The sequence below is a fragment of the Terribacillus saccharophilus genome (genome assembly GCF_002272745.1).
In the GTDB taxonomy this organism is placed as follows: Bacteria; Bacillota; Bacilli; order Bacillales; family Amphibacillaceae; genus Terribacillus; species Terribacillus saccharophilus_B.
Map to the genome: position 1 here is coordinate 125656 of NZ_NPBD01000018.1, position 25981 is coordinate 151636.

The 25981-nt window shown below is 43.8% G+C and carries 29 protein-coding genes and 1 other annotated feature (1 of these 30 cut by a window edge); of the genes, 22 read left to right on the top strand and 7 right to left on the bottom strand.

What is annotated here, in order from left to right; translation table 11 throughout:
* Positions 1–4: 4 nt before the first annotated feature.
* The gene (locus tag CHH58_RS16775) at positions 5–655 is read right to left on the bottom strand and encodes a DUF975 family protein (RefSeq protein WP_170937677.1); all 651 of its coding nucleotides are present in this window, start codon (positions 653–655) and stop codon (positions 5–7) included.
* Between the two features lie 194 nt (positions 656–849).
* Here CHH58_RS16775 and CHH58_RS16780 point away from each other — a divergent pair, with 194 nt between their 5' ends.
* The 5 genes from CHH58_RS16780 (at position 850) to pbp4b (ending at position 4139) form a co-directional block, all read left to right on the top strand.
* Entirely contained in the window at positions 850–1173 is a 324-nt protein-coding gene (locus CHH58_RS16780; RefSeq protein ID WP_095262881.1) for a PadR family transcriptional regulator, read from the top strand.
* 2 nt (positions 1174–1175) lie between these two features.
* The gene (locus CHH58_RS16785) at positions 1176–1925 is read left to right on the top strand and encodes an HAAS domain-containing protein (protein ID WP_095230549.1); all 750 of its coding nucleotides are present in this window, start codon (positions 1176–1178) and stop codon (positions 1923–1925) included.
* Between the two features lie 100 nt (positions 1926–2025).
* Positions 2026–2220: a helix-turn-helix transcriptional regulator gene (locus CHH58_RS16790; protein ID WP_095219736.1), complete on the top strand. Its 195-nt coding sequence runs from the start codon at positions 2026–2028 to the stop codon at positions 2218–2220.
* Positions 2221–2688, top strand: coding sequence for a hypothetical protein (locus tag CHH58_RS16795; protein WP_095233602.1), 468 nt, complete (start codon positions 2221–2223; stop codon positions 2686–2688).
* A 119-nt stretch (positions 2689–2807) separates the two neighbouring features.
* Positions 2808–4139 carry a penicillin binding protein PBP4B gene (gene pbp4b / locus CHH58_RS16800; protein ID WP_095233603.1) on the top strand — a complete coding sequence of 444 codons (1332 nt, stop codon included), beginning with the start codon at positions 2808–2810 and terminating at the stop codon, positions 4137–4139.
* Between the two features lie 29 nt (positions 4140–4168).
* Here the strand turns inward: pbp4b and CHH58_RS16805 are convergent, their stop codons facing one another.
* Entirely contained in the window at positions 4169–4762 is a 594-nt protein-coding gene (locus CHH58_RS16805; protein WP_249275165.1) for a C39 family peptidase, read from the bottom strand.
* A 179-nt stretch (positions 4763–4941) separates the two neighbouring features.
* On the opposite strand from CHH58_RS16805, the gene CHH58_RS18695 reads away from it, so the two are divergent.
* Positions 4942–5034, top strand: a complete 93-nt coding sequence (locus CHH58_RS18695; RefSeq protein WP_245609660.1) for a putative holin-like toxin — start codon at positions 4942–4944, stop codon at positions 5032–5034.
* 146 nt (positions 5035–5180) lie between these two features.
* Here CHH58_RS18695 and CHH58_RS16810 read toward each other — a convergent pair whose 3' ends face one another.
* On the bottom strand, positions 5181–5906 hold the full coding sequence (locus CHH58_RS16810) for an ArsR/SmtB family transcription factor (protein ID WP_373554130.1): 726 nt from the start codon (positions 5904–5906) through the stop codon (positions 5181–5183).
* An 86-nt stretch (positions 5907–5992) separates the two neighbouring features.
* Here CHH58_RS16810 and CHH58_RS16815 point away from each other — a divergent pair, with 86 nt between their 5' ends.
* The gene (locus CHH58_RS16815; protein WP_095261541.1) at positions 5993–6589 is read left to right on the top strand and encodes a flavin reductase family protein; all 597 of its coding nucleotides are present in this window, start codon (positions 5993–5995) and stop codon (positions 6587–6589) included.
* 36 nt (positions 6590–6625) lie between these two features.
* Here the strand turns inward: CHH58_RS16815 and CHH58_RS16820 are convergent, their stop codons facing one another.
* Positions 6626–7303 carry an HAD family hydrolase gene (locus tag CHH58_RS16820; protein WP_095262882.1) on the bottom strand — a complete coding sequence of 226 codons (678 nt, stop codon included), beginning with the start codon at positions 7301–7303 and terminating at the stop codon, positions 6626–6628.
* 12 nt (positions 7304–7315) lie between these two features.
* Positions 7316–8080: a DeoR/GlpR family DNA-binding transcription regulator gene (locus CHH58_RS16825; RefSeq protein WP_095230556.1), complete on the bottom strand. Its 765-nt coding sequence runs from the start codon at positions 8078–8080 to the stop codon at positions 7316–7318.
* A gap of 226 nt (positions 8081–8306) precedes the next feature.
* On the opposite strand from CHH58_RS16825, the gene lacG reads away from it, so the two are divergent.
* The 4 genes from lacG (at position 8307) to CHH58_RS16845 (ending at position 13466) form a co-directional block, all read left to right on the top strand.
* A complete protein-coding gene (gene lacG, locus CHH58_RS16830) occupies positions 8307–9707 on the top strand; it encodes a 6-phospho-beta-galactosidase (protein WP_095262883.1) in 1401 nt (466 codons plus the stop codon).
* 71 nt (positions 9708–9778) lie between these two features.
* Entirely contained in the window at positions 9779–10093 is a 315-nt protein-coding gene (locus CHH58_RS16835) for a PTS lactose/cellobiose transporter subunit IIA (protein ID WP_095221919.1), read from the top strand.
* A gap of 15 nt (positions 10094–10108) precedes the next feature.
* Positions 10109–11812 carry a PTS lactose transporter subunit IIBC gene (locus tag CHH58_RS16840; protein ID WP_095262884.1) on the top strand — a complete coding sequence of 568 codons (1704 nt, stop codon included), beginning with the start codon at positions 10109–10111 and terminating at the stop codon, positions 11810–11812.
* A gap of 16 nt (positions 11813–11828) precedes the next feature.
* Positions 11829–13466: a glycosyl hydrolase 53 family protein gene (locus CHH58_RS16845; protein ID WP_095262885.1), complete on the top strand. Its 1638-nt coding sequence runs from the start codon at positions 11829–11831 to the stop codon at positions 13464–13466.
* 31 nt (positions 13467–13497) lie between these two features.
* Here CHH58_RS16845 and CHH58_RS16850 read toward each other — a convergent pair whose 3' ends face one another.
* Positions 13498–14013, bottom strand: a complete 516-nt coding sequence (locus tag CHH58_RS16850; protein WP_095230560.1) for a hypothetical protein — start codon at positions 14011–14013, stop codon at positions 13498–13500.
* Positions 14014–14147: 134 nt separating this feature from the next.
* Between CHH58_RS16850 and CHH58_RS16855 the strand changes: the two genes are divergently transcribed.
* From CHH58_RS16855 to CHH58_RS16900, 11 genes are all read left to right on the top strand, one after another.
* Entirely contained in the window at positions 14148–14837 is a 690-nt protein-coding gene (locus CHH58_RS16855; protein WP_095230561.1) for a response regulator transcription factor, read from the top strand.
* Entirely contained in the window at positions 14834–15835 is a 1002-nt protein-coding gene (locus tag CHH58_RS16860) for a sensor histidine kinase (RefSeq protein WP_095262886.1), read from the top strand. The genes CHH58_RS16855 and CHH58_RS16860 overlap by 4 nt, the downstream gene beginning before the upstream one ends.
* Positions 15836–15940: 105 nt before the next feature.
* Positions 15941–16702 carry an ABC transporter ATP-binding protein gene (locus tag CHH58_RS16865; protein WP_095230563.1) on the top strand — a complete coding sequence of 254 codons (762 nt, stop codon included), beginning with the start codon at positions 15941–15943 and terminating at the stop codon, positions 16700–16702.
* Positions 16692–18635: an ABC transporter permease gene (locus CHH58_RS16870; protein ID WP_095230564.1), complete on the top strand. Its 1944-nt coding sequence runs from the start codon at positions 16692–16694 to the stop codon at positions 18633–18635. Before CHH58_RS16865 ends, CHH58_RS16870 begins: the two co-directional genes overlap by 11 nt.
* Positions 18636–18800: 165 nt before the next feature.
* Positions 18801–19346 carry a YdhK family protein gene (locus CHH58_RS16875; RefSeq protein WP_095234248.1) on the top strand — a complete coding sequence of 182 codons (546 nt, stop codon included), beginning with the start codon at positions 18801–18803 and terminating at the stop codon, positions 19344–19346.
* A 123-nt stretch (positions 19347–19469) separates the two neighbouring features.
* Positions 19470–20996 (top strand): nickel ABC transporter substrate-binding protein, encoded by a 1527-nt coding sequence (gene nikA / locus CHH58_RS16880; RefSeq protein ID WP_095233613.1) that lies wholly within the window; start codon positions 19470–19472, stop codon positions 20994–20996.
* Entirely contained in the window at positions 20996–21940 is a 945-nt protein-coding gene (nikB, locus tag CHH58_RS16885) for a nickel ABC transporter permease (RefSeq protein ID WP_095262887.1), read from the top strand. The genes nikA and nikB overlap by 1 nt, the downstream gene beginning before the upstream one ends.
* Positions 21941–22783 carry a nickel transporter permease gene (gene nikC, locus CHH58_RS16890; protein WP_095230568.1) on the top strand — a complete coding sequence of 281 codons (843 nt, stop codon included), beginning with the start codon at positions 21941–21943 and terminating at the stop codon, positions 22781–22783.
* Positions 22780–23313, top strand: coding sequence for an ATP-binding cassette domain-containing protein (locus tag CHH58_RS16895; protein ID WP_346426089.1), 534 nt, complete (start codon positions 22780–22782; stop codon positions 23311–23313). Before nikC ends, CHH58_RS16895 begins: the two co-directional genes overlap by 4 nt.
* Positions 23288–23569, top strand: a complete 282-nt coding sequence (locus CHH58_RS18840) for a hypothetical protein (protein WP_346426090.1) — start codon at positions 23288–23290, stop codon at positions 23567–23569. Before CHH58_RS16895 ends, CHH58_RS18840 begins: the two co-directional genes overlap by 26 nt.
* Complete coding sequence (locus CHH58_RS16900) at positions 23566–24327, top strand: ABC transporter ATP-binding protein (RefSeq protein WP_095233616.1); 762 nt, start codon at positions 23566–23568, stop codon at positions 24325–24327. The genes CHH58_RS18840 and CHH58_RS16900 overlap by 4 nt, the downstream gene beginning before the upstream one ends.
* 29 nt (positions 24328–24356) lie before the next feature.
* Here CHH58_RS16900 and thrS read toward each other — a convergent pair whose 3' ends face one another.
* Positions 24357–25550 (bottom strand): threonine--tRNA ligase, encoded by a 1194-nt coding sequence (thrS, locus tag CHH58_RS16905; RefSeq protein WP_095262888.1) that lies wholly within the window; start codon positions 25548–25550, stop codon positions 24357–24359.
* Between the two features lie 298 nt (positions 25551–25848).
* Positions 25849–25981, bottom strand: a binding site (T-box leader); it runs 83 nt beyond the window's last position.

Below are 25981 nucleotides of genomic sequence, written 5' to 3' on the forward strand. Positions count from 1 at the left end.
ATCCTCAGGATGCCTGCTTTATTTTAAGTTCATAGAAACTGGCCATGGTTGTCCGGAAGTATGGTTCCAGCCAAAATGCACCGATGCCTAAAGTTAGTATTGTTAATAGAGCCCAACCGATAAAGCTGAGCTGTAACAAGAATAACCTGCCCTTATTGCCACGCATTTTTTCTTTACTTTCCCGAATAGCTTCGAAAATAGAATAATGTGGATTCTCCCGCAGAATATAAAGCGTCTGGGAATAACTTAAATATTTGATGATGCCAGGTACAATCAACAATAAGGTCCAAAAAGTCAGCAGGATAGTCATAATCAGTCCTGTCAGCATGTAACGCCAGAAACGCTTGAAAGGGGAAAAAATGAAGCCGAACGAAGGTCGATCTCCTTGGACGAAGCTTTGGAATAGCCAAGTTGTTCCTACAAAAAGTGGCATAAGCAACACATAATCTAAAAGAGTATCTCGTACAAAACTGAGCGACTCATTCTTTACGGTAATTTCTTCTCCAACTACAGTAGAAAAGCCAAACCAAGAGTCTGTTATTATCTTTATGATAAATGAAATGACGGAGAAGAGGAGGACTGCAAGTACACTTTTTCCCCAATTGCCGCTAAGACTGTCTAGTGCATCCTGTTTTAGAGTACGATTATCAATCACGTGTTTGTCCCCCAGCGTTTTTTCTAATGTATATGTGTAGTGCCGTCTTGAGCATACCATACATTAATGGAAAAGTATGGTTGTTATTTCAGGGGGCACATGTTAAAGTATAACTATCTTGCAATACAAAGTAGAGGGGTTCTTTTTTTGTCCAACTATCTTGTAAAACAATATAGTTGAGGAGGAAGTTGATTTTGTCATCCAGTCAATTATTAAAAGGCATTTTGGAGGGTTGTCTGCTTGCGGTCATTGCTGAGCGTGAAACGTATGGCTATGAAATGGTGGAGAAGCTTGCTTCCTATGGTTTTACCATGGTAAGCGAGGGCAGTATCTATCCATTGCTGCTGCGCATGAAAAAAGAAGGCCTCGTTACGACAACCAGTAAGACATTACCATCAGGCGGACCAAAGCGGAAGTATTATAAGTTAACCGCAGAAGGGCATGCAGAACTGGAAGATTTCAAAGGGAGATGGGCAGTCATTTCTACGAGCATGGATAACATTTTGAAGGGGGATTAATCGTGACATTATCTAAGGAAAGCCAGACATTTCTCGATAACTTGCGGATTTATCTATTCGCCAGCAACAAAAAAGAAGCCGAAGTGAATGAATTAATGGAAGAGTTGGAAGATCACCTGTATGAAGCAGAGCAGAATGGAAAAAATGTTGAGCATATTATCGGGAAGTCTCCAAAAGCATATATGAAGGAAATAGAAACAGAGGTGGAAACGGATGGAAGGTTTTGGCTTATATTTGTCCCGCTTATCCTGTTGAATGCTTTTGCATATCTCATCATGAATAAGGCGATAGCAGACGAAAGAGATTATTCCATGCTGGCGCTCATTGGAAATCCCTTAGTATTTATTATTACCATACTCTTGCTGTTTGGAATGTATCGTTTTATAGCAGCAAACAAACTATCCAAAAAAGTGACCGCCATGCTATATATAGTGATGGGATTCGCTCCTACTGCCATGTTCACGGGAATACTGGTGGCAGATCTTTTTATTGAGACACCAATGCTGACAATCAGTCCAGCCATGAATATAGCAGTGATTATTGCCGCTTGCTTCATTTTCATTGCTGCAGCACTATATTGGAAGGCGTGGATTTCCGTCATCGTACCGGCAGTTCTTTACATTCCGCAGGTGATTTTACGTTTCATTAATATAAATGAGGAAAGCAAGCTTATTATTATTCTTTCAATCATTATTGTATTTTCTCTCTCTCTAATAATTTGGCAACTTAGACTACTTAAGAAAGATAAATAGCGCATGCTTAGGCATGCGTTTTTTATTGACTGGTGAGAGATTCGGATGTAATATATACCTAACAAATGTAATTTATATATTACATAGGGGACCCTGATACATGAAAAATAAAGTGAAATTTACACGGATGGAACAGAAAATGACGCAGGAGCAATTGGCCAGGCAAGTGCGTGTGACCAGGCAGACAATCGGTTTGATCGAAAAAGGAGAGTACAATCCTACGCTCCAACTTTGTGTTGCGATCGCAAAGGCATTAGGAAAGACATTGGATGACTTATTCTGGGAGGTAGACTGAGTGGAGAAAACATGGATTAGTTTTTTGCTGCCGGATGATGAATACAAGCGCAGGACTATACTCGTTTACTTTGCGGAAGCTGCCATTTTGCAGCTGATAGCTGTCTTGACTCTGATTGTTATTTCTCGATTTGATTTTATTCCTATGGATGGTGTCATTGTTCTGATTGGGATGTTGTTCGGGACAATAGCTTACGTCTGGATTCGTTATATTCTGTCAGGTATGGAGTTTGCTGAAATAATGACTGCAAAAGCTTATAGACGAGAGAGGAAATTGATTATTATTAAATCAACGTCATTTCTTGTTATTATGTGTGCGAGCATTGCGTCATTCGATGTATTTGGCATGATGTCAGTCCCTCTTATAGAAGGTCTGATCGTCAGCTTCATAGCAGCATTACTGCTGTTCTTAACTAATTATGTATCACTGAAAAGGTCCTACTGGAAAAACAGAGAGTTGATTGACTGACCAGATTATTTACCTGTCGAGCACTGCATATTGCAGTGCTTTTTTCGTGTTTTTCCAATGCGGAAAGGAATTTGTTTTAGCTTAAGGGAAACAGTAGACAAGACAAAGGAGGAGTACGGATGAAACGTCTTGGGCAGCAGTTTGCTATCTTTTCACTTATGTTCTTGCTATTATTTGTCCCTACGTCAGTATTGGCTGTTACAACTGAGTACCCAACATTGGAAAAAGTGAAAAAAGTTGAAGAAGCGGGATTCACTAAAGAAGGGTTAGCAAAAGTAGATGAATTAATCGAAACCGACATCGAAAATGGATTTCCGGGAGCATCATTGCTCATTATAAAAGACGGAAAGATTGTGAAGGATTCCCGTTACGGCTACCGCCAGGTGTATGACGGACTGGAGAAGCTTAAGCATCCAAAGAAAGTGAAGAAAGATACGTTATACGATCTGGCTTCCAATACAAAGATGTACGCTACCAATTTTGCATTGCAGTATCTAGTCAGTGAGGGAGAAATCAGGTTGACGGATAAAGTCAGTGATTACATTCCAGAATTCAAGGATGAGGCAAATGCAGAGATAAAAGGGAAGGATACGATTCTAATTCAAGATTTGCTGCAGCACCAGGCAGGTTTTCCGGCGAGTATCGAGTTTCATAACCCGGACACAGCAGGTGCATTTTATTCACAAGATCGAGAGCGTACAATTGAACTTTTGCCTAAAGTTCCGCTCCAATATGAACCAAGAACAAACCATCTTTATAGTGACATCGATTATATGCTCTTGGGTGTCATAGTGGAAAGTGTGACAGGAGAAAGACTGGATACGTATGTAGAAGAAACCTTCTATGAGCCGCTCCGTTTGAAGAATACGATGTTCAACCCATTGGAAAACGGTGTGAAAGCGAAGGATGTAGCTGCAACAGAGCGGCTTGGTAACACAAGAGACGGATATTACTCTTTCCCGAATATCAGGATGGAGACGATTATCGGAGAAGTGCATGATGAGAAAAGCTACTATGCCATGGATGGTATATCCGGGCATGCGGGACTCTTCTCGACCAGCAATGATATGGCTGTTCTGCTGCAAGTCATGCTGAATGGCGGAGGATATGGCAACCAGGAATTTTTCAATGAAGATGTGATCGACGAGTTTACAGCAGCTTCTCCTACAAATGAAACCTATGGTCTTGGCTGGCGCAGGAATGGCGATGAAGGGACAATGGATTGGATGTTCGGTTCGTTAGCGAGTGACACAGCCTACGGTCATACGGGTTGGACCGGGACAGTTACGATCCTCGACCCGAAATATGACCTTGGAATCGTCCTTCTGACAAACAAAAAGCACACGCCTGTGCTTGACCCGGTAGCAAACAGTAATCTATTTGCTGGTGACGAATATGCTACCGGCGATTATGGACCAGTTGTCCAGGCAATATATGAAGCGATGGAATGAAAAAAACACGGTCATTTGACCGTGTTTTTTCACGTGATTACGAGCGCGCGTCTTCCCATCGCATCATAAATATGGGTGAAATGAGCTTTTTCAACCTTAATATGCTCCCCGCTCTTTTCTGTTGATTCACAGTCATGGAAATAAACATAGCCATCATCCACACCAGTGACGACGATGCAATGCAGGGGACGGGGGGCTTGAACGATTTTTCCGGTCGGGGTGTGCCAGATGCGTGGTGTAGGCATCTCATGATGAATGGTAAACCAGACTAAGACGGGTTGATTATTTGATACATGAGTTTCAACGACGTCGAATGTCTCTCCGTACAGTGCCAAACTGCCAGGACGGTGCTTATCTGCTACTTGTTTCAGCGGATTCGGGTTTATTGTAATACCATTATCGAATGGATCGCCGACAAAACCATCCTCAGGATCGCCCCATATGCGGATTGTTCCATCCTCATTGCGTTCTACAGACGTTTTATCCATGGGCATTTCACGAACTAATGATAGTTTATCGACAGCTTCTCCATAATACGACAGAGCCATTGCCAGCGCTGTTACTTCACATCCGGAAGGCAGCTCCGGTCGCTGCTTGATGTAGGGTACGTCTAGTAACTTCAATCTCATCCCCCCTTACGTGCACTTTTTCCTAATTATAGCAATAGAGCAGGGGCGTTGAATACAAGAAAATTCCACCGAAAGTAAGATGTGGGAAAGAGACAAGCTTGATATAATGGACAGACAATAGCATAGATGACTCAAGGGTGGTCGGCTCACTTATCCCTCCAGGGAGGGAGGTGATGCCTCTGACAGTATTCGAGACGCTGACGCTGATGATTTCTTTCGGTACGCTGGTTGTTGCGATTATGTCTGATAAAAACCAAAAAAAATAACCACCCTTGAGTGACAGCTCATGATGGGTAGGTTATTTTTTCGCTCTTCTGTGGGTCGATTCCTTTGAGGAATCCTTGCTATTGCTTGACCGTTTGGTGTTACCAGCACCGGGCGGTCTTTTTTTCGTTATTATCTTATGCACATTCTATCGTAAATAAACCTTGTTGTCATGTGTTTTATATATGTTTGAAGTGTCCAAACCGAATACCTCAGCAAACCCATTTCTCCCTGTCTCTGTAAGAAGAAGTGCCCGCGATTCGGGTTTCTTTCTCAGCCAATCCAATTCCAGAAAACGTTCCAGCATTTCACTTCCCAAAGCGCCAGCGAGATGATGCTTGCGCTCGCTCCAGTCCAAGCAGCAGTGGCTGAATGAACGCCTTTTTCTTCGGGCTGTTTCCACGTCGATACCAAAGCTTGAAAAGAAGGTTTCTCCTTTGACTGTCAGGACGAATTGATCGTGATCTTGAGTTATATAACCACTATCAACCAGAGCTTTCGCAATCTGTATGCCTAGTGAACCAGCCAGATGATCATAGCAGGTCCTAGCATAGCGGATAGCTTGGTCTTCAGTTGCTTGCTTGAAAGAGGAAACTTGAGCCGGTGGTGTGATTGTAAGCAAGGATTCGATTACTTGCGCAATCGCGGGATCTTTTAGTCCGTAATAACGATGGCGTCCCTGCTTGGTCTGATCAAGGAACCCGGCTTCTTCCAGCTTTTTTAGATGAAAGCTGGCTGTCTGCGGCGTGATACCGGCAGCTCTGGCTAGTTCGCCTGAAGTGTGGAATCTGCCATCAAGCATGTTAGTGAGCATGATACTTCGGGACGAATCACTAAGCAGGCTAGCAGCTGCTGCGACATGTTGAGGATGCAAATAAATTCTCCTTTCCTAACATCCATATTTCGATGACGCTCGTAATATCTTTATTTTAAGCTAAAGATGGAGAGGGGAGAAGCAAGATGATGGAAACAAAAACAATTAATCCTAAAATTTTATATTATGGCAACCCTGTTGTCCTTCTCACGACAGTGAATGAGGATGGGACGACAAACATCAGTCCGATATCCTCTTCCTGGGCATTGGATCATTTTCTTGTCATCGGTCTCGGTACAACCGGGAAAGCATATGAGAATCTGCAGCGGAGCGGGGAATGCGTGCTGAATATTCCTAGTCCAGATTTATGGCAGCGCGTGGAAAGGCTTGCTGCTTGCACAGGGAAGGAGATTGTTCCCTCAGAAAAAGCAGCATATGGATACGTCTCCGTTAAAGATAAATTCCACACAGCTGGTCTTACGAGAAAAATCTCCTCGGTTGTGAGCGCAGAGGCTATTGCAGAATGCGCATTACAGATTGAAGCAGAAGTAAGACATATCAGAGAACCGGACTATATGGAGGGTATTGCTATTATAGAAGTGGAAGCTGTAGCCATCCATGCACATGAAAGTATTATAAAAGAAAGGCAGCATATCGATCCGAGTAAGTGGAGTCCGCTCATTTACAACTTTCGTCATTACTTTGGGCTTGGAAAAGAATTAGGTAAGACCGCACGGGCATAATGGAAGAACCCCTCATCGGACAGATGAGGGGTTCTTCTATTTAACGAACAAAAGCTCTTGGAAAGTCGTAAAATCCTGAATGATACCGCCGGATCCAAGCTCATTCTGTTCAAAGGCTTCACGATTCTTACCGAAAGGATCGATTGCAATGATTGTACCGATTCCAGCTTTTTTCGCGGCGGTAAGACCGGAAAAGGCGTCTTCGATAACAAGGCACTCGTTTGGCTGCAGACCTAGTTTTTTAGCTGCTATCAAGAAGATATCAGGAGCAGGTTTTCCTGGGAAAGTGCCATTATCGAATGTAACAGTTTCAAAATCGAACCACCTGTCCAGCTTAAATACATCAAAGTAGAAGGCAACATTTTCTTTTACTGTTGCTGTAGCGATTGTACGTGGCATGCCCTGTGATTTCAAATGATCTAAAGTCTCTACCAAACCTTTTGTCAGTACTAGATCCTTTTCATTTTTCAGGCATAGCTCCCGGTAAAGACCTTCCTTTTCATCAGATAGCTTCCGGATATCTTTCTGTGTGAGGTCCTTATTGATGAAGTGCCGTAGAATCTCACTATTCGTACGACCGTGGATATTTGTGAAAATTTCTTCATCTGTTATGGTTGCTGCAGCATACTTGCGGATCATATGGAACCAAGCCTGCTCATGTAAATGGGAATCCAAGAACATGGTGCCGTTGAAATCGAAAATGACGCCTTTCATTTCTATTCCTCCTTATGCCTTTTGTGGTAATTGCATCTCAACATACTGCTCGTAATGCGCCTGAACGTCTGATCGTATCTTGTCATCCGTTATTAGATAATCCATATCATGCAGGTTGTAAAATACATAGAAATCTTCCCGATTGAATTTCGTATGATCCACAAGCAAGTATTTGCTGCGTGAATTGTTCAGCGCAATCTGATGCGCCTCACCTTCTTCAATGCTGTAGGTAGAAATCTCTTCATTATGAACTCCGTTCGCGCTGATGAAGGCTTTCGTAAAATTGAGCTTTTGCAGGCTGCTATTTACAAGCGGTCCAACGAACGTACCGGTATTCTTGCGGAAATCCCCGCCGATCAGCATAATCTCGGCTGTATCACTTTGGGTCAGAATCTCAAATACCGGATAGCTGTTCGTGATAATCCTGATTTTCTTATGAAGTAAGTGGCGAGCGAGCAGTTCAATCGTGGTTCCAGGACCAAGAAAAACCGTATCACGATCGCTTACAATGGAAGCGGCAAGTGCGGCAATCTGTGTTTTTTCCTCAACCTGAACATCTAGCTTTTCTACATGGGATAACTCCTGGTCCATTGCGTGGGTAATACTTTGTGCTCCGCCATGTATTCTAACTAGCTTACCTGCTTTATCCAATTCATCTAAATCTCTGCGGATTGTCATATCTGAAACGTTCAATTCGTGGATGATATCGTTGACTGTTATGATTCCCTGTTTGTTGACGATGTCCACTATTTTCAATAAGCGCTCTCTTTTCAACATATTTTCACCTCAAAACTTTAAACATAACTTATCATATGCAAGTTTATACAGTCAATATAAATAAACAATTACAAACACAACGATGTTTGTTATGTACTATTATTTGCCTAATTTTAGAAAATATTTCGTTGACATGCTTATTGTATCCGTTTACAATAAACGAAAGATAACAAAAACAAACAATATATTACTATTGAAACAAACATTATGGAGGAGGAATCCAATCATGTATAAGTTGCCAGAGGATTTCATATTTGGAGGAGCAACAGCAGCCTATCAAGCAGAAGGTGCGACGAAGGAAGGCGGAAAGGGACCTGTAGCCTGGGATGAATTCCTAGAGAAGCAAGGACGCTTCAGTCCAGACCCTGCTAGTGATTTTTATCATCAATATCCAGAGGACATAAGACTTTGTGAGAAATTCGGTGTGAATGGGATCCGTATTTCCATTGCTTGGACGAGAATTTTCCCAGATGGTACTGGAGAAGTAAATCAGGAAGGCGTCAACTTCTACCATAATCTTTTCGCAGAGTGTCAAAAGCGAAATATCACAGCCTTCGTAACCTTACATCACTTCGACACACCGAAGACACTTTTCGATAAAGGAGATTTCTTGAATCGGGAGAACTTGGACGCATTCGTCGACTATGCGGCATTCTGTTTCAAGGAATTTCATGAAGTTCACTACTGGAGCACATTCAACGAGATTTATCCTGTTGCAACGAACCAATACTTGCTAGGGACATTCCCTCCGTCAGTGAAAAGTGATTTTTCAATGATCATACAGTGTTTGCATAATATGATGGTTGCTCATGCTCGTACGGTTAATTTGTACAAGGATAATAATTACCCTGGTGAGATTGGGGTTGTACATTCCTTAGAAACAAAGTATCCGGCAACAGACTCCCCGGAAGATCAGCATGCGGCTTTCTTGGATGATGCACTTTCCGTCCGCTTCCTCTTGGATGCTACCTATCTCGGATACTATTCAGATAAGACGATGCAAGCACTCGAAGAAATTGCCGAAGCGAACGGAGCGACCTATGAATTCCTAGAAGAAGATTTTGAGATTATGAAGAAGGCATCCCACCGGAATGATTATCTTGGAATCAACCACTACCAATGCCACTTCGTAAAAGCATATGATGGCGAAACGCAGATTCATCACAATGGAACAGGAGACAAAGGGACTTCTGTTTACAAAGTGAAAGGAATAGGAGAACGGATTTACAAAGAAGGACTGAAGCGTACAGATTGGGATTGGCTGATCTATCCAGAAGGTATGTATGACATCCTTGTGCGTATAAAAGAGGATTATCCTCATTACAACAAGATTTACATCACCGAAAATGGAATGGGCTACAAAGATGAGTTCGAGGATGGTGTCATCATGGACGAGGCGCGGATCGACTATCTGAAAGTCTACTTAGAAGCGATCGGCAAGGCAATTGAGGATGGGGTGAATGTAAAAGGTTACTTCCTCTGGTCCTTGATGGACCTGTTTTCTTGGACAAATGGTTATAACAAACGCTATGGACTATTCTACGTCGATTTCGAAACACAAAAGCGTTATCCGAAGGCATCAGCTTACTGGTACAAGCGTCTGAGTGAAACCAAAACAATCAATTGATTTCCTGCACGGGGGATACTACTCGCCGTGCTTTTCCGAAACTAATATGAAAGCTTTCCAGGAGGGTTATTATGACAAAAGAATCATTACAAATGCTAGGTTTTGAGATTGTTGCATATGCCGGGGATGCGCGCAGCTCGCTGATGAAATTGCTGCGGGAAGTACGTACAGGTAACTTCGAGAATGTAGAAGAAGAGTTGAAAAATGCGGATGAAAACCTAAAATTGGCTCACAATGCACAAACGCAGATATTGGCAGATGAAGCAGCCGGCAAGGATATGGATATCGGCTTCATTTTCATCCATGGCCAGGATCATCTGATGACAACATTGCTTCTTCGGGAGCTTGTACAGGACTTCGTCGAGCTCTACCGCAAAACGAGTTAAGGAGGAGGAAGTAGGATGAAAGGGATTATTGGGCAAATTGAGAAAGGGAAACCGTTCTTCGAGAAGGTTTCCCGAAATATCTACCTTGGGGCAGTTCGTGATGGTTTCCTTACGGCAATGCCTGCGATTCTGTTCGCGAGTATCTTCATCCTTCTGGCAGCTTTGCCGGAAGTACTGGGATTCGCCTGGCCAGAAAGTGTTTCGACATGGCTGTGGAAAGTATATAACTATTCCATGGGCGTGGTGGGCTTGCTGGTTTCCGCTACAACAGCCAGAAGTCTGAGTGAATCAGTGAACCGAAAAATGCCGAAGAACAAAGTGATCAACTCGACATCGGCAATGCTTGCATCCATTGTTGGATTCATGCTATTGAGTGTTTCACAGATCGACGGTGGGTTTTCTGCCGAATACATGGGAACCAAAGGTTTACTGGCATCATTTGTATCCGCTTTCATAACGGTTAATGTTTATCGTTTCTGTGTATTGAAAAATATTACGATCAAAATGCCAAAGGAAGTGCCAGGAACGATTTCCCAGACATTCAAGGATATCTTCCCGTTCGCATTCTCTGTCCTTGGTATGGTCATTATCGACTTGGTAGTTCGTACTACGTTGAATGTGCCATTCGCCGAAGCGCTAGTCAAACTGCTTTCACCATTATTCACTGCGGCCGACGGCTACCTCGGTATCATGATCATCTGGGGTATGATGGCATTCTTCTGGTTTGTCGGTGTTCACGGTCCGTCTATCGTGGAACCAGCGATTGCAGCCATCATCTATGTAAATGTAGAAGCCAATCTGCAGCTATATAATGCGGGTGAGCAAGCATCCAATGTCTTAACAGTAGGTCTTGGTAACTTTGTAGGTACGATGGGTGGAACAGGTGCCACGCTAGTTGTGCCGTTCATCTTCATGCTCTTGGCAAAATCCAAGCAGCTGAAGGCGGTTGGTAAGGCGTCCTTCATTCCGGTCAGTTTTGCGGTGAACGAGCCATTACTATTCTCAGCGCCGATCATCCTGAATCCGTATTTCTTCATTCCATTCTTGCTGACACCGATGATCAACGTATGTATTTTTAAATTCTTCGTTGATGTTATCGGCATGAACAGTTTCATGTATGTCCTGCCTTGGGCCACACCGGCACCTATCGGCCTTGTGCTCGGAACCGGAATGGGATTATGGTCGTTTGTGCTAGTGTTGACCTTGATCGTCGTCGACTTCTTGATTTATCTGCCATTTTGTAAGGTATACGACAAAGAACTCGTCATGCAGGAAGCACAAAATGCTCAGCTTGAAGCAGCTGCGGCGAGGACACAGCCAACAATGGCTGCAGCAGTAAGCGGAATTGCATCAACGCAAGCAGCAGTAGAACTGGAAGAAGCAGAATCTGTTTCCAATGAAGTAAAACCAACAAACGTCCTCGTCCTTTGTGCTGGTGCAGGTACAAGTGCCATGCTAGCCAATGCTTTAACAGAAGGAGCTGAAAAATTCAGCGTACCTATCTCTGCGTCTGCTGGTGCATACGGCTCGCACTATGAAATCATGCAAGACTACGATATGGTCATTCTTGCGCCTCAGGTGGGATCGTACTTCGAGGATATCAAAGAAGATACCGATCGTCTCGGTATTAAACTGGCCGCAACAAAAGGTGCAGAATATATCAGTTTGACACGCGATCCGAAGAAAGCAGTGGACTACGTTATCGATCAGCTTAAATAAGCAGGAGGAGAATCCTTTGAAAAAGAAGCTCATATTGCTGTTTGTCTTATTGTTAAGTTTCTCGAGTGCTTTCGTAACAGTTCAGCCAGCTGAGGCGGCCGGCTATGATAGCTCCTTCATCCGAGGAGCAGATATATCAACTTTAGCCGATATGGAAAAGTCAGGTGCGAAGTATTATGAAAATGGTGTACAAAAGGATCCCTTGCAGATTTTGAAAGATAACGGAGCTAACTATGTCAGACTGCGTATTTGGAATGATCCGAAAGATGCAGCTGGCAATACGTATGGTGCAGGTACGAATGATTTGAAAACGACAATCGATTTGGCCAAGCGTGCTAAGGCGAAAGGCATGAAGGTATTGCTTGATTTCCATTACAGTGATTTCTGGGTTGATCCTGGCAAGCAAAATCTGCCGAAAAGCTGGCAGGGATTATCTTTCGAGCAGCTGAACACGGAGGTATATAATTATACGTACAGTGTGCTTGCTGAAATGAAGAAACAAAATGTTTATCCGGATATGGTTCAGATAGGGAATGAATTGAATAGCGGTATGCTGTGGCCATATGGTAAGAGCTGGGGCGAAGGCGGCGGAGAATTCGACAGACTGGCTACCTTCCTTAAGTCCGGTATCAAAGCTGTGAAAGATACAGAGCCTAAAGATACTACCTTGATGCTGCATTTGGCAGAGGGCGGTAATTATGAAACCTTTAAATGGTGGTTCGACGAAATAACAGCTCGCAATGTAGAATACGATACAATTGGAATTTCCTATTATCCTTACTGGCACGGTACGCTGGATGACTTGGAAACAAATATGAACAATATATCCAAGCGATATGGAAAAGATGTCATTGTTGTCGAAACAGCTTATGGCCATACGACGGGTAACGCAGATGCAAAGGAAAATGCATTTGGTCAGGAAGAAGCTGCAACTGCCGGTTATGCAGCAACTCCGAAAGGACAACATAACTTCATGCAGGATCTGGTAACATCTATCCAGCAAGTGCCGAATAAGAAGGGTACCGGATTCTTCTATTGGGAGCCGCTATGGAATAATGGAAAAGTAACCTGGGCCACGACCGCGGGTATGAATTATCTTGGCGTTTCGGATGAACCGGGTAATGAGTGGGATAACCAAGCAATCTTTGATTTCAATGGAAATGCATTGGATGCTGTGAAGATCTTTGGTACACCGAATGCGGGTGCTCAGACGAATTATGCGAAGAATCCTAGCTTTGAATCAGGCGGATCCTCTGGAACTCCGCTGGATTGGACAAAATGGACTGCTTCTGGAATTACAGGCACAGCTGTCAAAACAGAAGCTGATGCACTTGATGGGAATTACAAGTTATCGTTCTGGGATGCAAAGGCATATGAAGCTTCTGTCTACCAGCAGCTGACCGGTTTGCCAAATGGTACGTATAAACTATCTGCTTGGATAAAGGCAGGCGGTACACATACAACTTCTGAAATCTATACGAAGAGCGGCAGTACGCAGCTGAAGCAGACAATACCTAGTGTAGCTTCTGATTGGACAAAAGTAACGCTTGATAATGTCAAAGTCACGGATGGTAAGATAGAAATTGGCATCTACAACAAGGCTCAAGCGAACGCTTGGCTGAATGTCGATCATATAAAGCTCCAGAAAAAATAAGAACAGCCCGCAGATATACTGCGGGCTGTTCTTATTCTGTTGTAAGTGCTTCGAGAGAGTCCAGAATATGATCAATCAGATTTGGAATATCCTCCATCTGATTTTCATTAACTTTCCGGTCAAAACGTACCTCGGTTGTATTTTGGTATTGTTTTTGCTGTTTATCGTACGTATATTGCAATGTTTGTTCCGGGCGGCTTGGAGGTGTCCAAATTTGAGTCAGGATAGACTCGATCAGAGGACATTCTGTATCAGGATCTTCTACTGTCATATAGAAGAAAAGACGTAGTGTACAGCCTGGAGATTTTTCCGGCTCTTCCATTATCTCATCAGCTAAATCACGTAAGGAAGCTTCCAGACAGATTTCGGCGGTCACATTCGCATTTGCCTGCAACGTGAATCCGAGACGGAATTCACGTGACATTGAGGCCAAATCCAAACGATCATGGCGGGATACAATGGTAATTTCCTTGTCTAAGTTATCCAAATCATATAGCTGATTTTCGAAAGCAACTTTCAAGTTATCGAATACAGTAGGATCGAACATCGTGCAGGACCTCGCTTTGTTTATATGAGAAAACTCTAGCATAAGCCTGATATAGAAACAATCTTTACGTGGGATGCTAGTAAATACAGTACATATTCGTTACAATTTTATGGAAGACAAATGAGGTGACGAACGTGTTTAAGATACTATTAATCGAAGACGACAAAAGTCTGTTCGAAGAAATCAGGACGCGATTGACGCAATGGTCTTATGAAGTGCATGGTATAGAAGACTTTGGACGGGTGATGGAAGAGTTCTCAAGCGTGCAGCCGGAGCTTGTGCTGATCGATATCCAGCTCCCCAGCTATGATGGTTTCCATTGGTGCCGTATGATACGGGCGCATTCCAATGTTCCGATCATCTTTCTGTCGTCCCGGGACCATCCAATGGATATGGTCATGGCGATGCAGCTTGGCGGAGATGATTTTGTCCAAAAGCCGTTCCATTTTGAAGTACTGATTGCAAAAATACAGGCTATTCTTCGCCGCGTTTACAATTATAATACCGATAACGTTACATTGAAAACGTGGAATGGTGCGACGGTTGATTATGAGAAAAATGAAGTAGAGAACGATACGGGCAAGGTAGAATTGACAAAGAACGAAATGTACATCCTAAAGCTTTTGGTAGAACAGAAAAACAAAATTGTCTCTCGGGAAAAGCTGATTACAAGTCTATGGGATGACGAGCGTTTCATCAGTGATAATACATTGACTGTTAACGTGAACAGACTGCGGAAGAAGCTTGATGATATCGGACTTGGACAGCAGATTGAAACGAAAGTAGGACAAGGCTATTGTGCGCTGGAGGCAAGTCAGCTATGATCTGGAAGTATCTTCGGGATAAAGCGAGCTGGATAGGTATGTTTGTCCTGCTTTCCGGTTTGCTGCTATTAGTAGCGTATGTGGATACGACGATGCCGTTTGATTCTATTTTATATGTCCTTTTGCTGTTCTGGCTGCTGTTTACGGTATTCCTTTTCTTCCGTTATAACCGGGAAACACGTTATTATCGCGGTTTGGATGACTGGGAGAAAAGCCTGGACGCGTCGACATTACCAGAGCCAGACCGTCCATACGAATATATCGTTCATGAGAGCCTTCAGGAACAGGTTAATTTCTTGAATCGAACTTCTTCTGATCGCAGGGAGTCGTTAGAGCGGGAGAAGGATGACCTGCTTTCCTGGATTCATGAAGTAAAGACACCGCTGACGGCTATGCAGCTGATCATTGAGCGTATTGAGGATGACGTACTGAAGCAGCAGCTAACATATGAATGGCTGCGTGTGCACATGCTGCTGGATACACAAATCCATCAGAAGCGTATTACATTCATTGAGAACGACTTATATATAGAAGAAATTGAATTACATACTGTCTTCAGTCAGGAGATCCGTTCCTTGCGTTCGTGGTGTATGCAAAAGGACATCGGGTTCGACTTGGATTTACAGGCAGATGTAGTGCTGAGCGATACAAAGTGGCTCACGTTCATCCTGCGTCAGCTGTTATCCAATGCAGTAAAGTACAGTGAGAACAGTGATATTCATATTTCTAGTGAGAAAATCGATGGCCACGTGCAGATTCGTATTCAGGATCGTGGTATAGGGATTGATGCAAAAGACTTGCCGCGGATTTTTGACCAGGGGTTCACTTCGACTATCCAGCATAATAAGGCTGCCACCGGCATGGGGCTTTATTTGACTAAGAAGGCAGCAATACCGCTGAAGATTAAGGTGGATGTAGACTCTGATCCTGGGAGTGGTACATGCTTTACACTCACTTTCCCAAAACGAAATGATATGGTCGGCATGACTGGCGTGTGACAGGATTGTCACACGCTTTTGTTCGTTTGTTAGCTGAAAAGCAGGAGCATATTCCAGAGCATCCGTATACTTGAGGTAACAAATCATACAAAGAGGTGCGAAACAATGGGAATTCTAGAAGCGACAAGAGTCCAGAAGAATTACGGAAATAAATTCAATAAGCAAGAAGTGCTGCGAGGTGTCGACCTTAGTATTGAGGAGGGAGAGTTCGTTGGCATCATGGGTTCTTCCGGATCGGGTAAGACGACACTGCTGAACGTGCTTTCTTCCATTGACCGTGCGAGCGGCGGAACAATTCTGATTCAAAACAACGAAATCACAAATATGAAAGAGAAGCAGCTGGCCGAATTTCGTAAGAACCATCTTGGCTTCGTATTCCAGGACTATAACCTGCTTGATACTCTGACAGTGAAGGAGAACATACTGCTTCCTTTATCTATTAAAAAAGTGCCCAAAAAAGAGGCGGACCGTAAATTTGAGGAAGTAGCCAAACAGCTCGGTATTATGGAGCTGCAAAATAAATATCCAAGCGAGATTTCTGGAGGTCAAAAGCAGCGTACATCTGCTGCGCGTGCATTCATCCATGAGCCAAGCATCATCTTTGCTGATGAGCCGACAGGTGCGCTAGATTCAAAATCAGCATCGGATTTGTTGAACAAGCTTAGCTCATTGAATGCAAATCGAAAAGCGACTATTGTTATGGTTACACATGATCCGGCAGCAGCCAGCTATTGCAGCCGCGTCATTTTCATTAAGGACGGTCAGATTTATACACAGCTGAACAAAGGTCAACAAGAGCGCCAAGCTTTCTTCAAAGACATCATGTCCACACAAGGTGTGCTCAGCGGGGTGCAAAATGAGCATTAATAGTCTGATACTCCGTAATCTGAAGAAAAATCTGCGTAACTATTATCTGTATGTATTTGCTTTGATTTTCAGCGCTGGTCTATATTTTGCATTTGTAACACTGCAATATGATAAGTCGATGGATCCAGTAGAGGGTTCGGTAAAAGGTGGAGCAGGTATAGCGACCGCTTCGGTACTTCTTATCTTTATCGTTGCTATATTCTTGCTGTATGCAAATACTATTTTTATCAAACAGCGCAGCAAGGAAATCGGTTTGTTTCAGCTGATCGGTATGACGAAAAATAAGATTTTCAGATTGTTAAGTGCAGAAAATGCAATCCTTTATTTTGGCAGTCTCCTAATCGGAATCGCATTAGGATTTGCCGGTTCAAAGCTATTAATCATGATATTGTTCAAAGTTACAGGTGTTGAGGGAATCGCATCCTTGTCCTTTTCGTCAAGGGCGTTACTTCAAACTTTACTAGTATTCGTATGTATCTATGTACTCATCATGCTTATGAATATACTCTTCATCAAACGCCAGACGATTCTTTCATTGTTTCACGTGAAATCAAAAACAGAAATGACGGCGAGGAAGCTTTCCATATTCCAAGTTATCATTGGGATTTTAGGGATTGCACTGATCGCAGTAGGATATATCGTCTCTGGCAAGTTGTTCGATGGTGATTTTTCATCAATGATTGAATTGTTTGGAGCCATGTTCTTTATCCTGTTTTGTGTCATTCTGGGAACATATTTGTTCTATAAAGGGTCTGTTGCTTTCTTAGTAAGCCTTATTAGGAAGCAAAAAGGCGGCTATTTGAATATCAAGCAGGTACTGTCCCTTTCATCCATCATGTTCCGTATGAAATCCAATGCGATGCTACTTACCATCATTACCACTGTATCTGCGTTGGCAATTGGTTTGCTTTCCCTGAGCTATATCACGTTTTATTCCGCTGAGGAAACAGCTTATAACTATACAGGAGGGGAAGATTTCTCCTTACTGACAGAGAGCGATGCAGAAACTTTTCGTCAAGCTTTGGATGATAATAATATCGCTTATACGGAAGACAAAGCGGAAGTGTACACAGTGCAGCTCAACATCGAAAATATTCTGCAAACGGAGCTGGAACTGAACTTTGATTCCTCTATGATGGATACAGCTGTAATCAGCGAGAAAGCAGCAGGGTTAGATGTAGCTCCAGATGAATTGAAACTGACTGGATATAATGAATTGCTGCAACGCTTCATGTCACTGAAGGACAAGGGTGATGTTACTGTCCTTGGGAAAGAGACCGAAACAACACTGCATTACACAGGGCTCGAGGACGAGTATCCAATCTCCAACTATTACACCATGGGCGGTCTGCCGACTATGATAGTCGATGATGCTCTATTCCAGGAGTTGAAGCAAGATATCAATCCAGAATTGAATCAAGGTTATCATTGGTATTTCGGTTATACCATTGATGATGCTGAACAGCTGCAAAAGGCAAACAATTTATTTAACGGTCTCGATCTAGAAGCAAAGGATAATAGTGAATCTAGAATCGATATACTCGAAGATCAGAAATCAACAATCGGCTTAACTTTGTTCATCGTTGGATTCCTAGGTCTGACATTCTTGATCACGTCGGGCTGTATTCTCTATTTCAAGCAGATGGATGAAGCAGAAAGTGAGAAACCGAATTATACGATTCTACGCAAGCTTGGCTTCACAACAACGGATCTTCGCCGCGGTATCCAGCGTAAGCAGCTGTTCAACTTTGGAATACCGCTTATCATCGGACTTTTGCACAGCTACTTTGCTGTCCAATCGGGCTGGTTTTTGTTCGGATCGGTCATGCTGACACCGATGATTGTCGTGATGGTCATCTACACTATTTTGTATTCGATCTTCGGCATTCTTTCCGTTATCCACTACAACAAGGTAATCAAACAATCGCTTTAAACTATAGGGCTGCTCGGCACCCTTCATATTGGTAAAGACTTTTTAAGGGCAGTCAACAGACTGTCCTTTTTGTTTGTGAGTATTCTTACGTTAAGGAGAAAGATGAAAGGGTATAGGGGTAGGAGAGTGTGATACATACTAGTGTTAGAAAAGGAGGAGAATCGAATGAGGATACTGATGATTCTGCTTATGGCAGTTTTTGTGCTCAGTGCGTGCGGTAATAATGAACCCCAAACGCATGAAAGCCAGGGGGCCGATGATACGGAACATATGCAGCATGATGAATCCGGAAAATTGCCGGAGGGACTGAAGGAAGCAGATGATCCGGAATTCCCACTTGGCAGCAAAGCAATTATCCAGGCTGACCATATGGAAGGGATGAAAGGTGCGGAGGCAACCATCGTTGGTGCATATGATACATACGCTTATGAAGTGACGTATACACCAACGAATGGCGGCAAGCATGTTGATCACCATCGCTGGGTAATTCAGGAAGAGCTGAAGGAGCCGGATGAGCATCCGCTGGAACCGGGAATCGAGGCTACGCTTAAGGCCGACCACATGGAGGGGATGAAGGGCTCGACTGCGATTGTGGAAAAAGTAGAGGATACAACAGTATATATGGTCGACTACACTTCGACGGCAACAGGTGAAGAAGTGAAAAACCATAAGTGGCTGACGGAAGAAGAGTTGGCACCATTAAAAGAATAGCTCCACAGCGGGGCTATTTTTTTATGGGAATTTATCTTTACAAAACGTAATGATTACGATAATATACAAAACGTAATGATTACGAAATTATCGCATACATATAGATTTTGAGGAGGAAGACGGATGAAGAAATTATGGGTAAAGGTTTTAGGGGTAGCAGGATTGTTACTTCTGCTTGCAGCTTGTACGGATAATGCAGATTCGGAGGGTGACAAGAAGCATCTGACCTTCGTTTATAATTTCGCGACAAACTCCTTAGATCCGAATGTAGACTCCAGCTATGTTCCGCTTCGGGCCGGTTTGACAGAAACGTTAGTGAAACTAAATGAAGAAACACTGACGATTGAACCTTGGCTCGCAGAAAGCTGGGAAGGAACAAATGAGGGAAAAGAATGGACGATTCAGCTTCGGGAGGATATCTCCTTCCAGAACGGTCAACCAATGGATGCAGAAGCGGTGAAAGCATCTTTGGAGAGATCAATGAAGGATAATGTAGCGATTCAAAACGCCTTGAAGATTGATTCTATTGAAGCAGATGGAATGACCCTGCATATATCAAATACACAGCCATTCCCTGAATTCGTTTCCGAGCTTGTGAATCCGAATACTTCTATCATCGATGTAGAAGCAGGCGACTTTGTTAACAATCCAATTGGGACAGGCCCATTCAAGCTAGACTCCTTCACACCAGGCAGCAAGCTGGAGTTAGTTCGGAATGAAGATTATTGGGACGAGACTGCAAAGCTTGATTCTGTGACATTTTCCTTTAATGAAGATGCGAATGCCCGCTCACTTGCATTAGAGTCTGGTAATGCAGATGTTGTATTCCGACCAGAAGTGGAAAGCATTGAGACTTTAGAGGCGAAGGAAGGCATCAAGGTTGAATCAACGGAAACATTCCGAGTGCACCAAATGACGATGAACTTGGAACGAGAATCCTTGAAAGATGTGAATGTACGAAAAGCAGTAGATGCTTTAATCAACCGAGATGAAATTGTAGATTCTGTATTACTGGGCTATGCGCAGTCAGCCAAAGGTCCATTCCCAGATTCATTGCCGTTTGCTCCAACATACAGTGATCGTGAAACAGGAGCGGAAGTAGCAAAGGAATATTTGGAGAAAGCAGGCTACTCCCTTCAGGATGGAAAGATGCAAAAGGATGGAGAGCCTTTGGAGTTCACATTGCTCACATATTCTGCGCGAGCGGATTTGCCGCTGATTGCGCAAATATTCCAATCAGATGCGAAGAAGCTTGGGATTGATGTAGAGCTTCGCCAAATTGAGATTCCAGAAGAATATATGGCATCTAATCGTGATTGGGATCTGGCAACATACAGCAATCTGACAGCTCCTCGGGGAGATGCAGGCTATTATCTGAATGCAACATACCATCCGGATGGAGCATTGAATTTTAGCGGTGCAAACGAACCGGAACTAACGAAGATCATTGATCAATTAAATGTTACTGTTGACATGGACAAGCGTTCGGAATTGGCGGAAGAGGCAGCGAACTATGTGGATGAAAACCAAATTAATTCCTTTGTGTTATATCCGGATACGCTTGTAGCCTATGACGAGACAAAAGTGAAGAACTGGGTAACGACAAGAAGTGAGTATTACATGATTACAAATCAACTGGATGTGAAGTGATGTTTCGTATTATTGGAAAGCGATTGACGGAGGTTATACTGTTTATCTTATTTGTTACTTTTTGCAGTTTTCTGTTCCTCCGTCTAGCCCCTGGTGATCCAGCGCTAACGATACTGAATGTAGATGAACTAAATGTCAGTCAGGAGCAAGTGGAAGATTTGCGTGAAGATATGGGATTCAATGACCCAGTGCTAGTCCAGTATGGCAAATGGCTTCTGGACTTCGTTCGTTTTGATTTCGGGAACTCGTATATCACGAATCAGCCTGTCGGAGAATTGCTGCTTGCCAGCCTTCCGGCAACGCTCGAGCTGACATTGGGATCTTTGCTCGTTATGCTGTTGGTCGCTATACCATTAGGTTCGCTTTCCGCATTATATAAGGGAAGCTGGATCGATCATGTGAGCCGTTACTTCTCCATTATCGGTGCAGCTGTTCCAAGTTTTTGGCTTGGTCTTATTTTAATCGATGTATTTGCAGTAAGATTCAGCTGGTTTCCGACTATGGGACGTGATGGGTTTATTTCGCTCATATTGCCAGCTGTTACATTGGGCTTGGCCATTGCAGGAGTATACGTGCGGCTGCTCCGTTCCAGCTTACTGGATTCGCTGAATCAAGAATTCATCCGTGCAGCCAGAGCTCGTGGAATATCGGAAATGCGCATTTTCTTCTCTCATGCTTTCCGACACAGTCTGCCTCCTGTCATCACCGTATTTGGTGTCAGCCTCGGAAGCTTAATCGGCGGCGTGGTCGTAGTAGAAGTGCTGTTTTCTTACCCGGGAGCTGGTAAGCTCGTCGTCGACTCCATCCGTCAGCGTGATTATCCGCTCATCCAGGGCTATATTGTCTTGATGGCAGCTATCGTATTTGTCGTCAACACGCTTGTGGATTTATCCTATCGCTATGTAAATCCGGAACTGCGGTTAAAAGAAAGGAAGCTCAGCTAGATGTCTGTTATGGCTCTCTCACAGAAAAAGATAAAAAAAGCCAAGGTATGGCTGATCGGCATCATTTTCCTGCTGGTTATGGCAGCTGTTGCCTATACATTCCTTTACTTGAAGCATGATGCTGCCATGACAGATGTTGGGAACCGTCTGGCATCCCCATCAGGGGAGCATCCGATGGGAACAGACCATTTGGGCCGTGATGTGCTGACGCGTTTGATGCTTGGCTTCCGGCTGACGGTCGGCTACAGCGTACTCGCCTTGGGGGCAGCTGTTATTATCGGTGTACCGTTCGGATTGCTGGCTGGATTGAAAAAAGGCTGGATTGATCGAATTTTTATGCGAGTTGCCGATGGTTTTCTTGCTTTTCCGGATACAGTGATCGCAATTGTACTAAGCGGGCTGCTGGGACCTGGTATCGGGAACCTGCTTTTTGCCATCGTCCTTGTTAAATGGGTCAATTATGCCCGTATGGTGCGCAGTACGGTGCTGACAGAGGTGCAGAAAGATTATATTACGATAGCTAGAATTAACGGACTATCCACGGTTTCTATCATGCGCAAGCACTTGCTTCCTCATATTGTTGGTAACGTATTGGTTCTTGCCAGCCTGGACTTCGGTAAAATCATCCTGCTCATTTCCTCTCTCTCTTATATCGGACTCGGCGCACAGCCGCCGACACCGGAATGGGGCGCTATGCTGAATGAATCAAGACCTTACTTCCAGATGAATCCGGAAATGATGGTGTATCCAGGATTGGCTATTGTTGTGGTGGTACTCGCAGCCAATGTGCTTGGTGATTATTTACGAGATAAGTTTGATGTGAAAAAGGAGGTGCAGCCATGATTCTATCAATTGAAGACCTGACAGTATCACATGGTGAAAATACGATTGTTGATAATGTCAGTCTTACGATCGGTAAAGGGGAGTGGGTTGCACTTGTTGGACAGAGTGGAAGCGGAAAAACTATGCTTTCCCAGGCGGTCGGACAGATGCTCGGACCTAATCTGAAAGCTAGCGGGAGTGTAGTCTATCAAGACCAAAATCTACTCCAATTATCTAATCAGGAAATAAAACAGCTGCGCGGTAAGGCAATCAGTTATATTTTTCAGGATTATCACGGCTCCTTTACACCTTTCATGACAATCAGTCAGCATATGGATGAGTATTTGCAAACGCACGGAGTAAAGGGAAAAGCACAGCGTGAAACGATGATGCGCGAGGCGCTGCTTTCGGTAGGCCTTGATGACAGCTTTACGAAGCGTTATCCATTTCAGCTAAGCGGAGGACAGTTGCAGCGTGCGTCCATTGCGATTGCATTGCTGCTGGAACCGGATGTGCTGATTGCCGATGAAGCAACAACGGGCTTTGGATAGTGTATCTGCCCATCGCATTCTGACATTGCTGCAGGAGCTTCAGCAGAAAACAGGCTGTGCCATTTTATTCATTACACATGACTGGCGCCATGTTGTTCGTTACGCGGATAAAATTGCGGTTATGAAGGACGGGGAAATCATCGAGACAGGATCAAAACAACAGCTCGTGAATCAGCCGAAGCATGCTTATACACGACAGCTGATTCAAGCTGCGCCAACCTTGCCTGTCCGTATTCAGGAGGCAAGTAAGTCATGACAATTCTAGAAATCAATAATCTCAGTAAAAGCTATCAACCTGGCAATCTAGCAGTTCGTGATGTTTCTTTATCCATTGGACAAGGCGAGTGCCTCGGGTTGGTAGGAGAAAGCGGCTGCGGCAAAAGTACATTGGCTCGATGTGTTCTGGGAGTAGAAGAGATGAATGACGGGACAATTGCATTTAATGGATTGTTACTTGATAAAATGAATCGACAGGAACTTCGAAACTATCGCCGGAATATCCAGACCGTCTTCCAGAATCCAACTGCATCACTGAATCCAAAGCTCAAAATCAAGGATTCCCTCCTGGATCCTTATCTGCAATTTCACAAAGAGCTACAGCTGGAGCATTTTACTTATACGACAAAAAAAGCATTTGTCGAGCAGCTGCTGGAAACAGTAGAATTGCCGACAGAACTAGGCGATCGTTATCCGCATGAACTGAGTGGCGGACAAAAACAGCGCGTTACCATTGCTCGCGCAATCAGTATTGAGCCAAAGCTAATCGTCTTGGATGAGCCGACAGCAAGCTTAGATGTGCTTTCTCAAGGAGCTATTCTGGACCTGCTCGTCTCGTTGCAGAAAGCGCTAGGCATGTCTTATCTCTTCATCTCACATGATTTGGCTGCTGTATATCAGCTTAGTCAGCACATTGCGGTAATGAAAGACGGAGAGCTGCTTGATTTGTTCCAGAGAGAAGATATTTATGGTACTAGTCGTCATAACTATACAAAAGAATTGATCAGCATATTTTAAGCGGATGCTCTATGAGCATCCGCTTTTTGTTAACCCTCGAACTGTTTGATAAGATTCTCCAAAGAAAGTTCCCCAATATTTCCTTCCGGCCGCTTTCGGACAGCCACTGTTTTGTTTTGCATTTCGCTGTCTCCGACAATAAGCAAATAAGGAATTTTCTGCTGGGAACCCTTCCGGATCTTAAGACCAATCTTTTCTGAGCGATCGTCGACTGATACGCGGTAACCTGCCTTTCGTAGTTCCTCGCAAACTGCATGTGCATAATCTGCATGTACATCGCTGATTGGAAGTATGCTTGCTTGGACAGGTGCCAGCCAGAACGGGAAGTCCCCTGCATAATGCTCGATGAGAATAGCCATAAAGCGCTCGATTGAGCCGTAAATAGCCCGGTGAATCATGATTGGCTGTCTGCGGCTATTCTCTTGATCTACATAGCTGCAGTCGAATTTTTCAGGCATTTGGAAATCTAGTTGGACAGTGCCGCATTGCCAGCTGCGTCCAAGGCTATCGAGAATGTGGAAATCGATTTTTGGTCCGTAGAAAGCACCATCACCAGCGTTCACTTTATACGCAATTCCCTGTCGTTTCAGGACATTTTCTAGAGCTGCCTCCGCTTTATCCCAAACAGCTGGTGAACCCATGAAGTCTTCTGGTCGAGTGGATAGTTCTACTTCATAAGTAAAGCCGAACAGGCTGTAAAAACTATCTATCAGCTGGAGTACTTTTTCGACCTCTTGTTCGATCTGATCTTCTCGGACGAATAAATGCGCATCATCCTGTGTAAATGACCGAACGCGCAGTAATCCGTTCAGAGAACCTGACAGTTCATGCCGGTGCACCAGTCCTAATTCTGCATAACGCAACGGAAGATCGCGATAACTGCGGAGCTTACTGTTGTAAATGAGGACTGCGCCCGGACAGCTCATCGGTTTAATAGCATAGCGCTGATCATCCACTTCTGAGAAATACATATTTTCGTGATAATGATCCCAGTGGCCGGATTGCTCCCAGAGCTGCTGCTTCATCATGATTGGAGTTTTGATTTCATCATAGCCAGCCTGAGCATGTTTTTCCTTCCACAGCTCCTCCAATTTATTGCGTAATACCATTCCCTTCGGTAAGAAGAAAGGCATGCCTGGCGCTTCCTCCATACTTAGGAAAAGTTCGAGCTGTTGACCGAGTTTACGATGGTTTCGTTTTTCTGCTTCTGCTTGTTTGTTCATGATAATTCCTCCTTTGAATATAAAAAAGACCACAATCCTCCCGTGATAGGGACGATTGTGGTCGTGGTTCCACCCAAAATTCCGCCAATACTGGCGCTTCATTCGTGATAACGGATTTCCCGATAGCGGATACTGCTAGTTCCCCGCCATAGCTTGAAGGTGGTAATCCAAATTGTTCTCCTGCAGGGCTTTCAGCCGGTGACCCTGCTTTCTGTCAGGAGAAGGTTGATTTGAATCATGTCCTTCGCATCGCTTTTAAGATATAAAATTGTAAACAAAAAGACCGCACTCATCTCCCTAAAGGGACGATTGCGGTCGTGGTTCCACCCTAATTTCGTCAGCATAAAGCTGACGCTCCAAAATACGATAACGGTCTTCCCGATTACGGATACTTGAGTTTCCCCGTAATAGCTCCAAGGTGGTAATGCATG

What these genes read in the sequence shown, in the direction of transcription:
- CHH58_RS16790 (WP_095219736.1), top strand. Translation starts at nt 2,026, where the DNA reads ATGAAAAATAAAGTGAAATTTACACGGATGGAACAGAAAATGACGCAG.
- pbp4b (WP_095233603.1), top strand. Translation starts at nt 2,808, where the DNA reads ATGAAACGTCTTGGGCAGCAGTTTGCTATCTTTTCACTTATGTTCTTG.
- CHH58_RS18695 (WP_245609660.1), top strand. Translation starts at nt 4,942, where the DNA reads ATGCCTCTGACAGTATTCGAGACGCTGACGCTGATGATTTCTTTCGGT.
- CHH58_RS16815 (WP_095261541.1), top strand. Translation starts at nt 5,993, where the DNA reads ATGATGGAAACAAAAACAATTAATCCTAAAATTTTATATTATGGCAAC.
- CHH58_RS16820 (WP_095262882.1), bottom strand. Translation starts at nt 7,303, where the DNA reads ATGAAAGGCGTCATTTTCGATTTCAACGGCACCATGTTCTTGGATTCC.
- CHH58_RS16825 (WP_095230556.1), bottom strand. Translation starts at nt 8,080, where the DNA reads ATGTTGAAAAGAGAGCGCTTATTGAAAATAGTGGACATCGTCAACAAA.
- lacG (WP_095262883.1), top strand. Translation starts at nt 8,307, where the DNA reads ATGTATAAGTTGCCAGAGGATTTCATATTTGGAGGAGCAACAGCAGCC.
- CHH58_RS16835 (WP_095221919.1), top strand. Translation starts at nt 9,779, where the DNA reads ATGACAAAAGAATCATTACAAATGCTAGGTTTTGAGATTGTTGCATAT.
- CHH58_RS16840 (WP_095262884.1), top strand. Translation starts at nt 10,109, where the DNA reads ATGAAAGGGATTATTGGGCAAATTGAGAAAGGGAAACCGTTCTTCGAG.
- CHH58_RS16850 (WP_095230560.1), bottom strand. Translation starts at nt 14,013, where the DNA reads ATGTTCGATCCTACTGTATTCGATAACTTGAAAGTTGCTTTCGAAAAT.
- CHH58_RS16860 (WP_095262886.1), top strand. Translation starts at nt 14,834, where the DNA reads ATGATCTGGAAGTATCTTCGGGATAAAGCGAGCTGGATAGGTATGTTT.
- CHH58_RS16865 (WP_095230563.1), top strand. Translation starts at nt 15,941, where the DNA reads ATGGGAATTCTAGAAGCGACAAGAGTCCAGAAGAATTACGGAAATAAA.
- CHH58_RS16870 (WP_095230564.1), top strand. Translation starts at nt 16,692, where the DNA reads ATGAGCATTAATAGTCTGATACTCCGTAATCTGAAGAAAAATCTGCGT.
- CHH58_RS16875 (WP_095234248.1), top strand. Translation starts at nt 18,801, where the DNA reads ATGAGGATACTGATGATTCTGCTTATGGCAGTTTTTGTGCTCAGTGCG.
- nikA (WP_095233613.1), top strand. Translation starts at nt 19,470, where the DNA reads ATGAAGAAATTATGGGTAAAGGTTTTAGGGGTAGCAGGATTGTTACTT.
- nikB (WP_095262887.1), top strand. Translation starts at nt 20,996, where the DNA reads ATGTTTCGTATTATTGGAAAGCGATTGACGGAGGTTATACTGTTTATC.
- nikC (WP_095230568.1), top strand. Translation starts at nt 21,941, where the DNA reads ATGTCTGTTATGGCTCTCTCACAGAAAAAGATAAAAAAAGCCAAGGTA.
- CHH58_RS16895 (WP_346426089.1), top strand. Translation starts at nt 22,780, where the DNA reads ATGATTCTATCAATTGAAGACCTGACAGTATCACATGGTGAAAATACG.
- CHH58_RS18840 (WP_346426090.1), top strand. Translation starts at nt 23,288, where the DNA reads ATGAAGCAACAACGGGCTTTGGATAGTGTATCTGCCCATCGCATTCTG.
- CHH58_RS16900 (WP_095233616.1), top strand. Translation starts at nt 23,566, where the DNA reads ATGACAATTCTAGAAATCAATAATCTCAGTAAAAGCTATCAACCTGGC.
- thrS (WP_095262888.1), bottom strand. Translation starts at nt 25,550, where the DNA reads ATGAACAAACAAGCAGAAGCAGAAAAACGAAACCATCGTAAACTCGGT.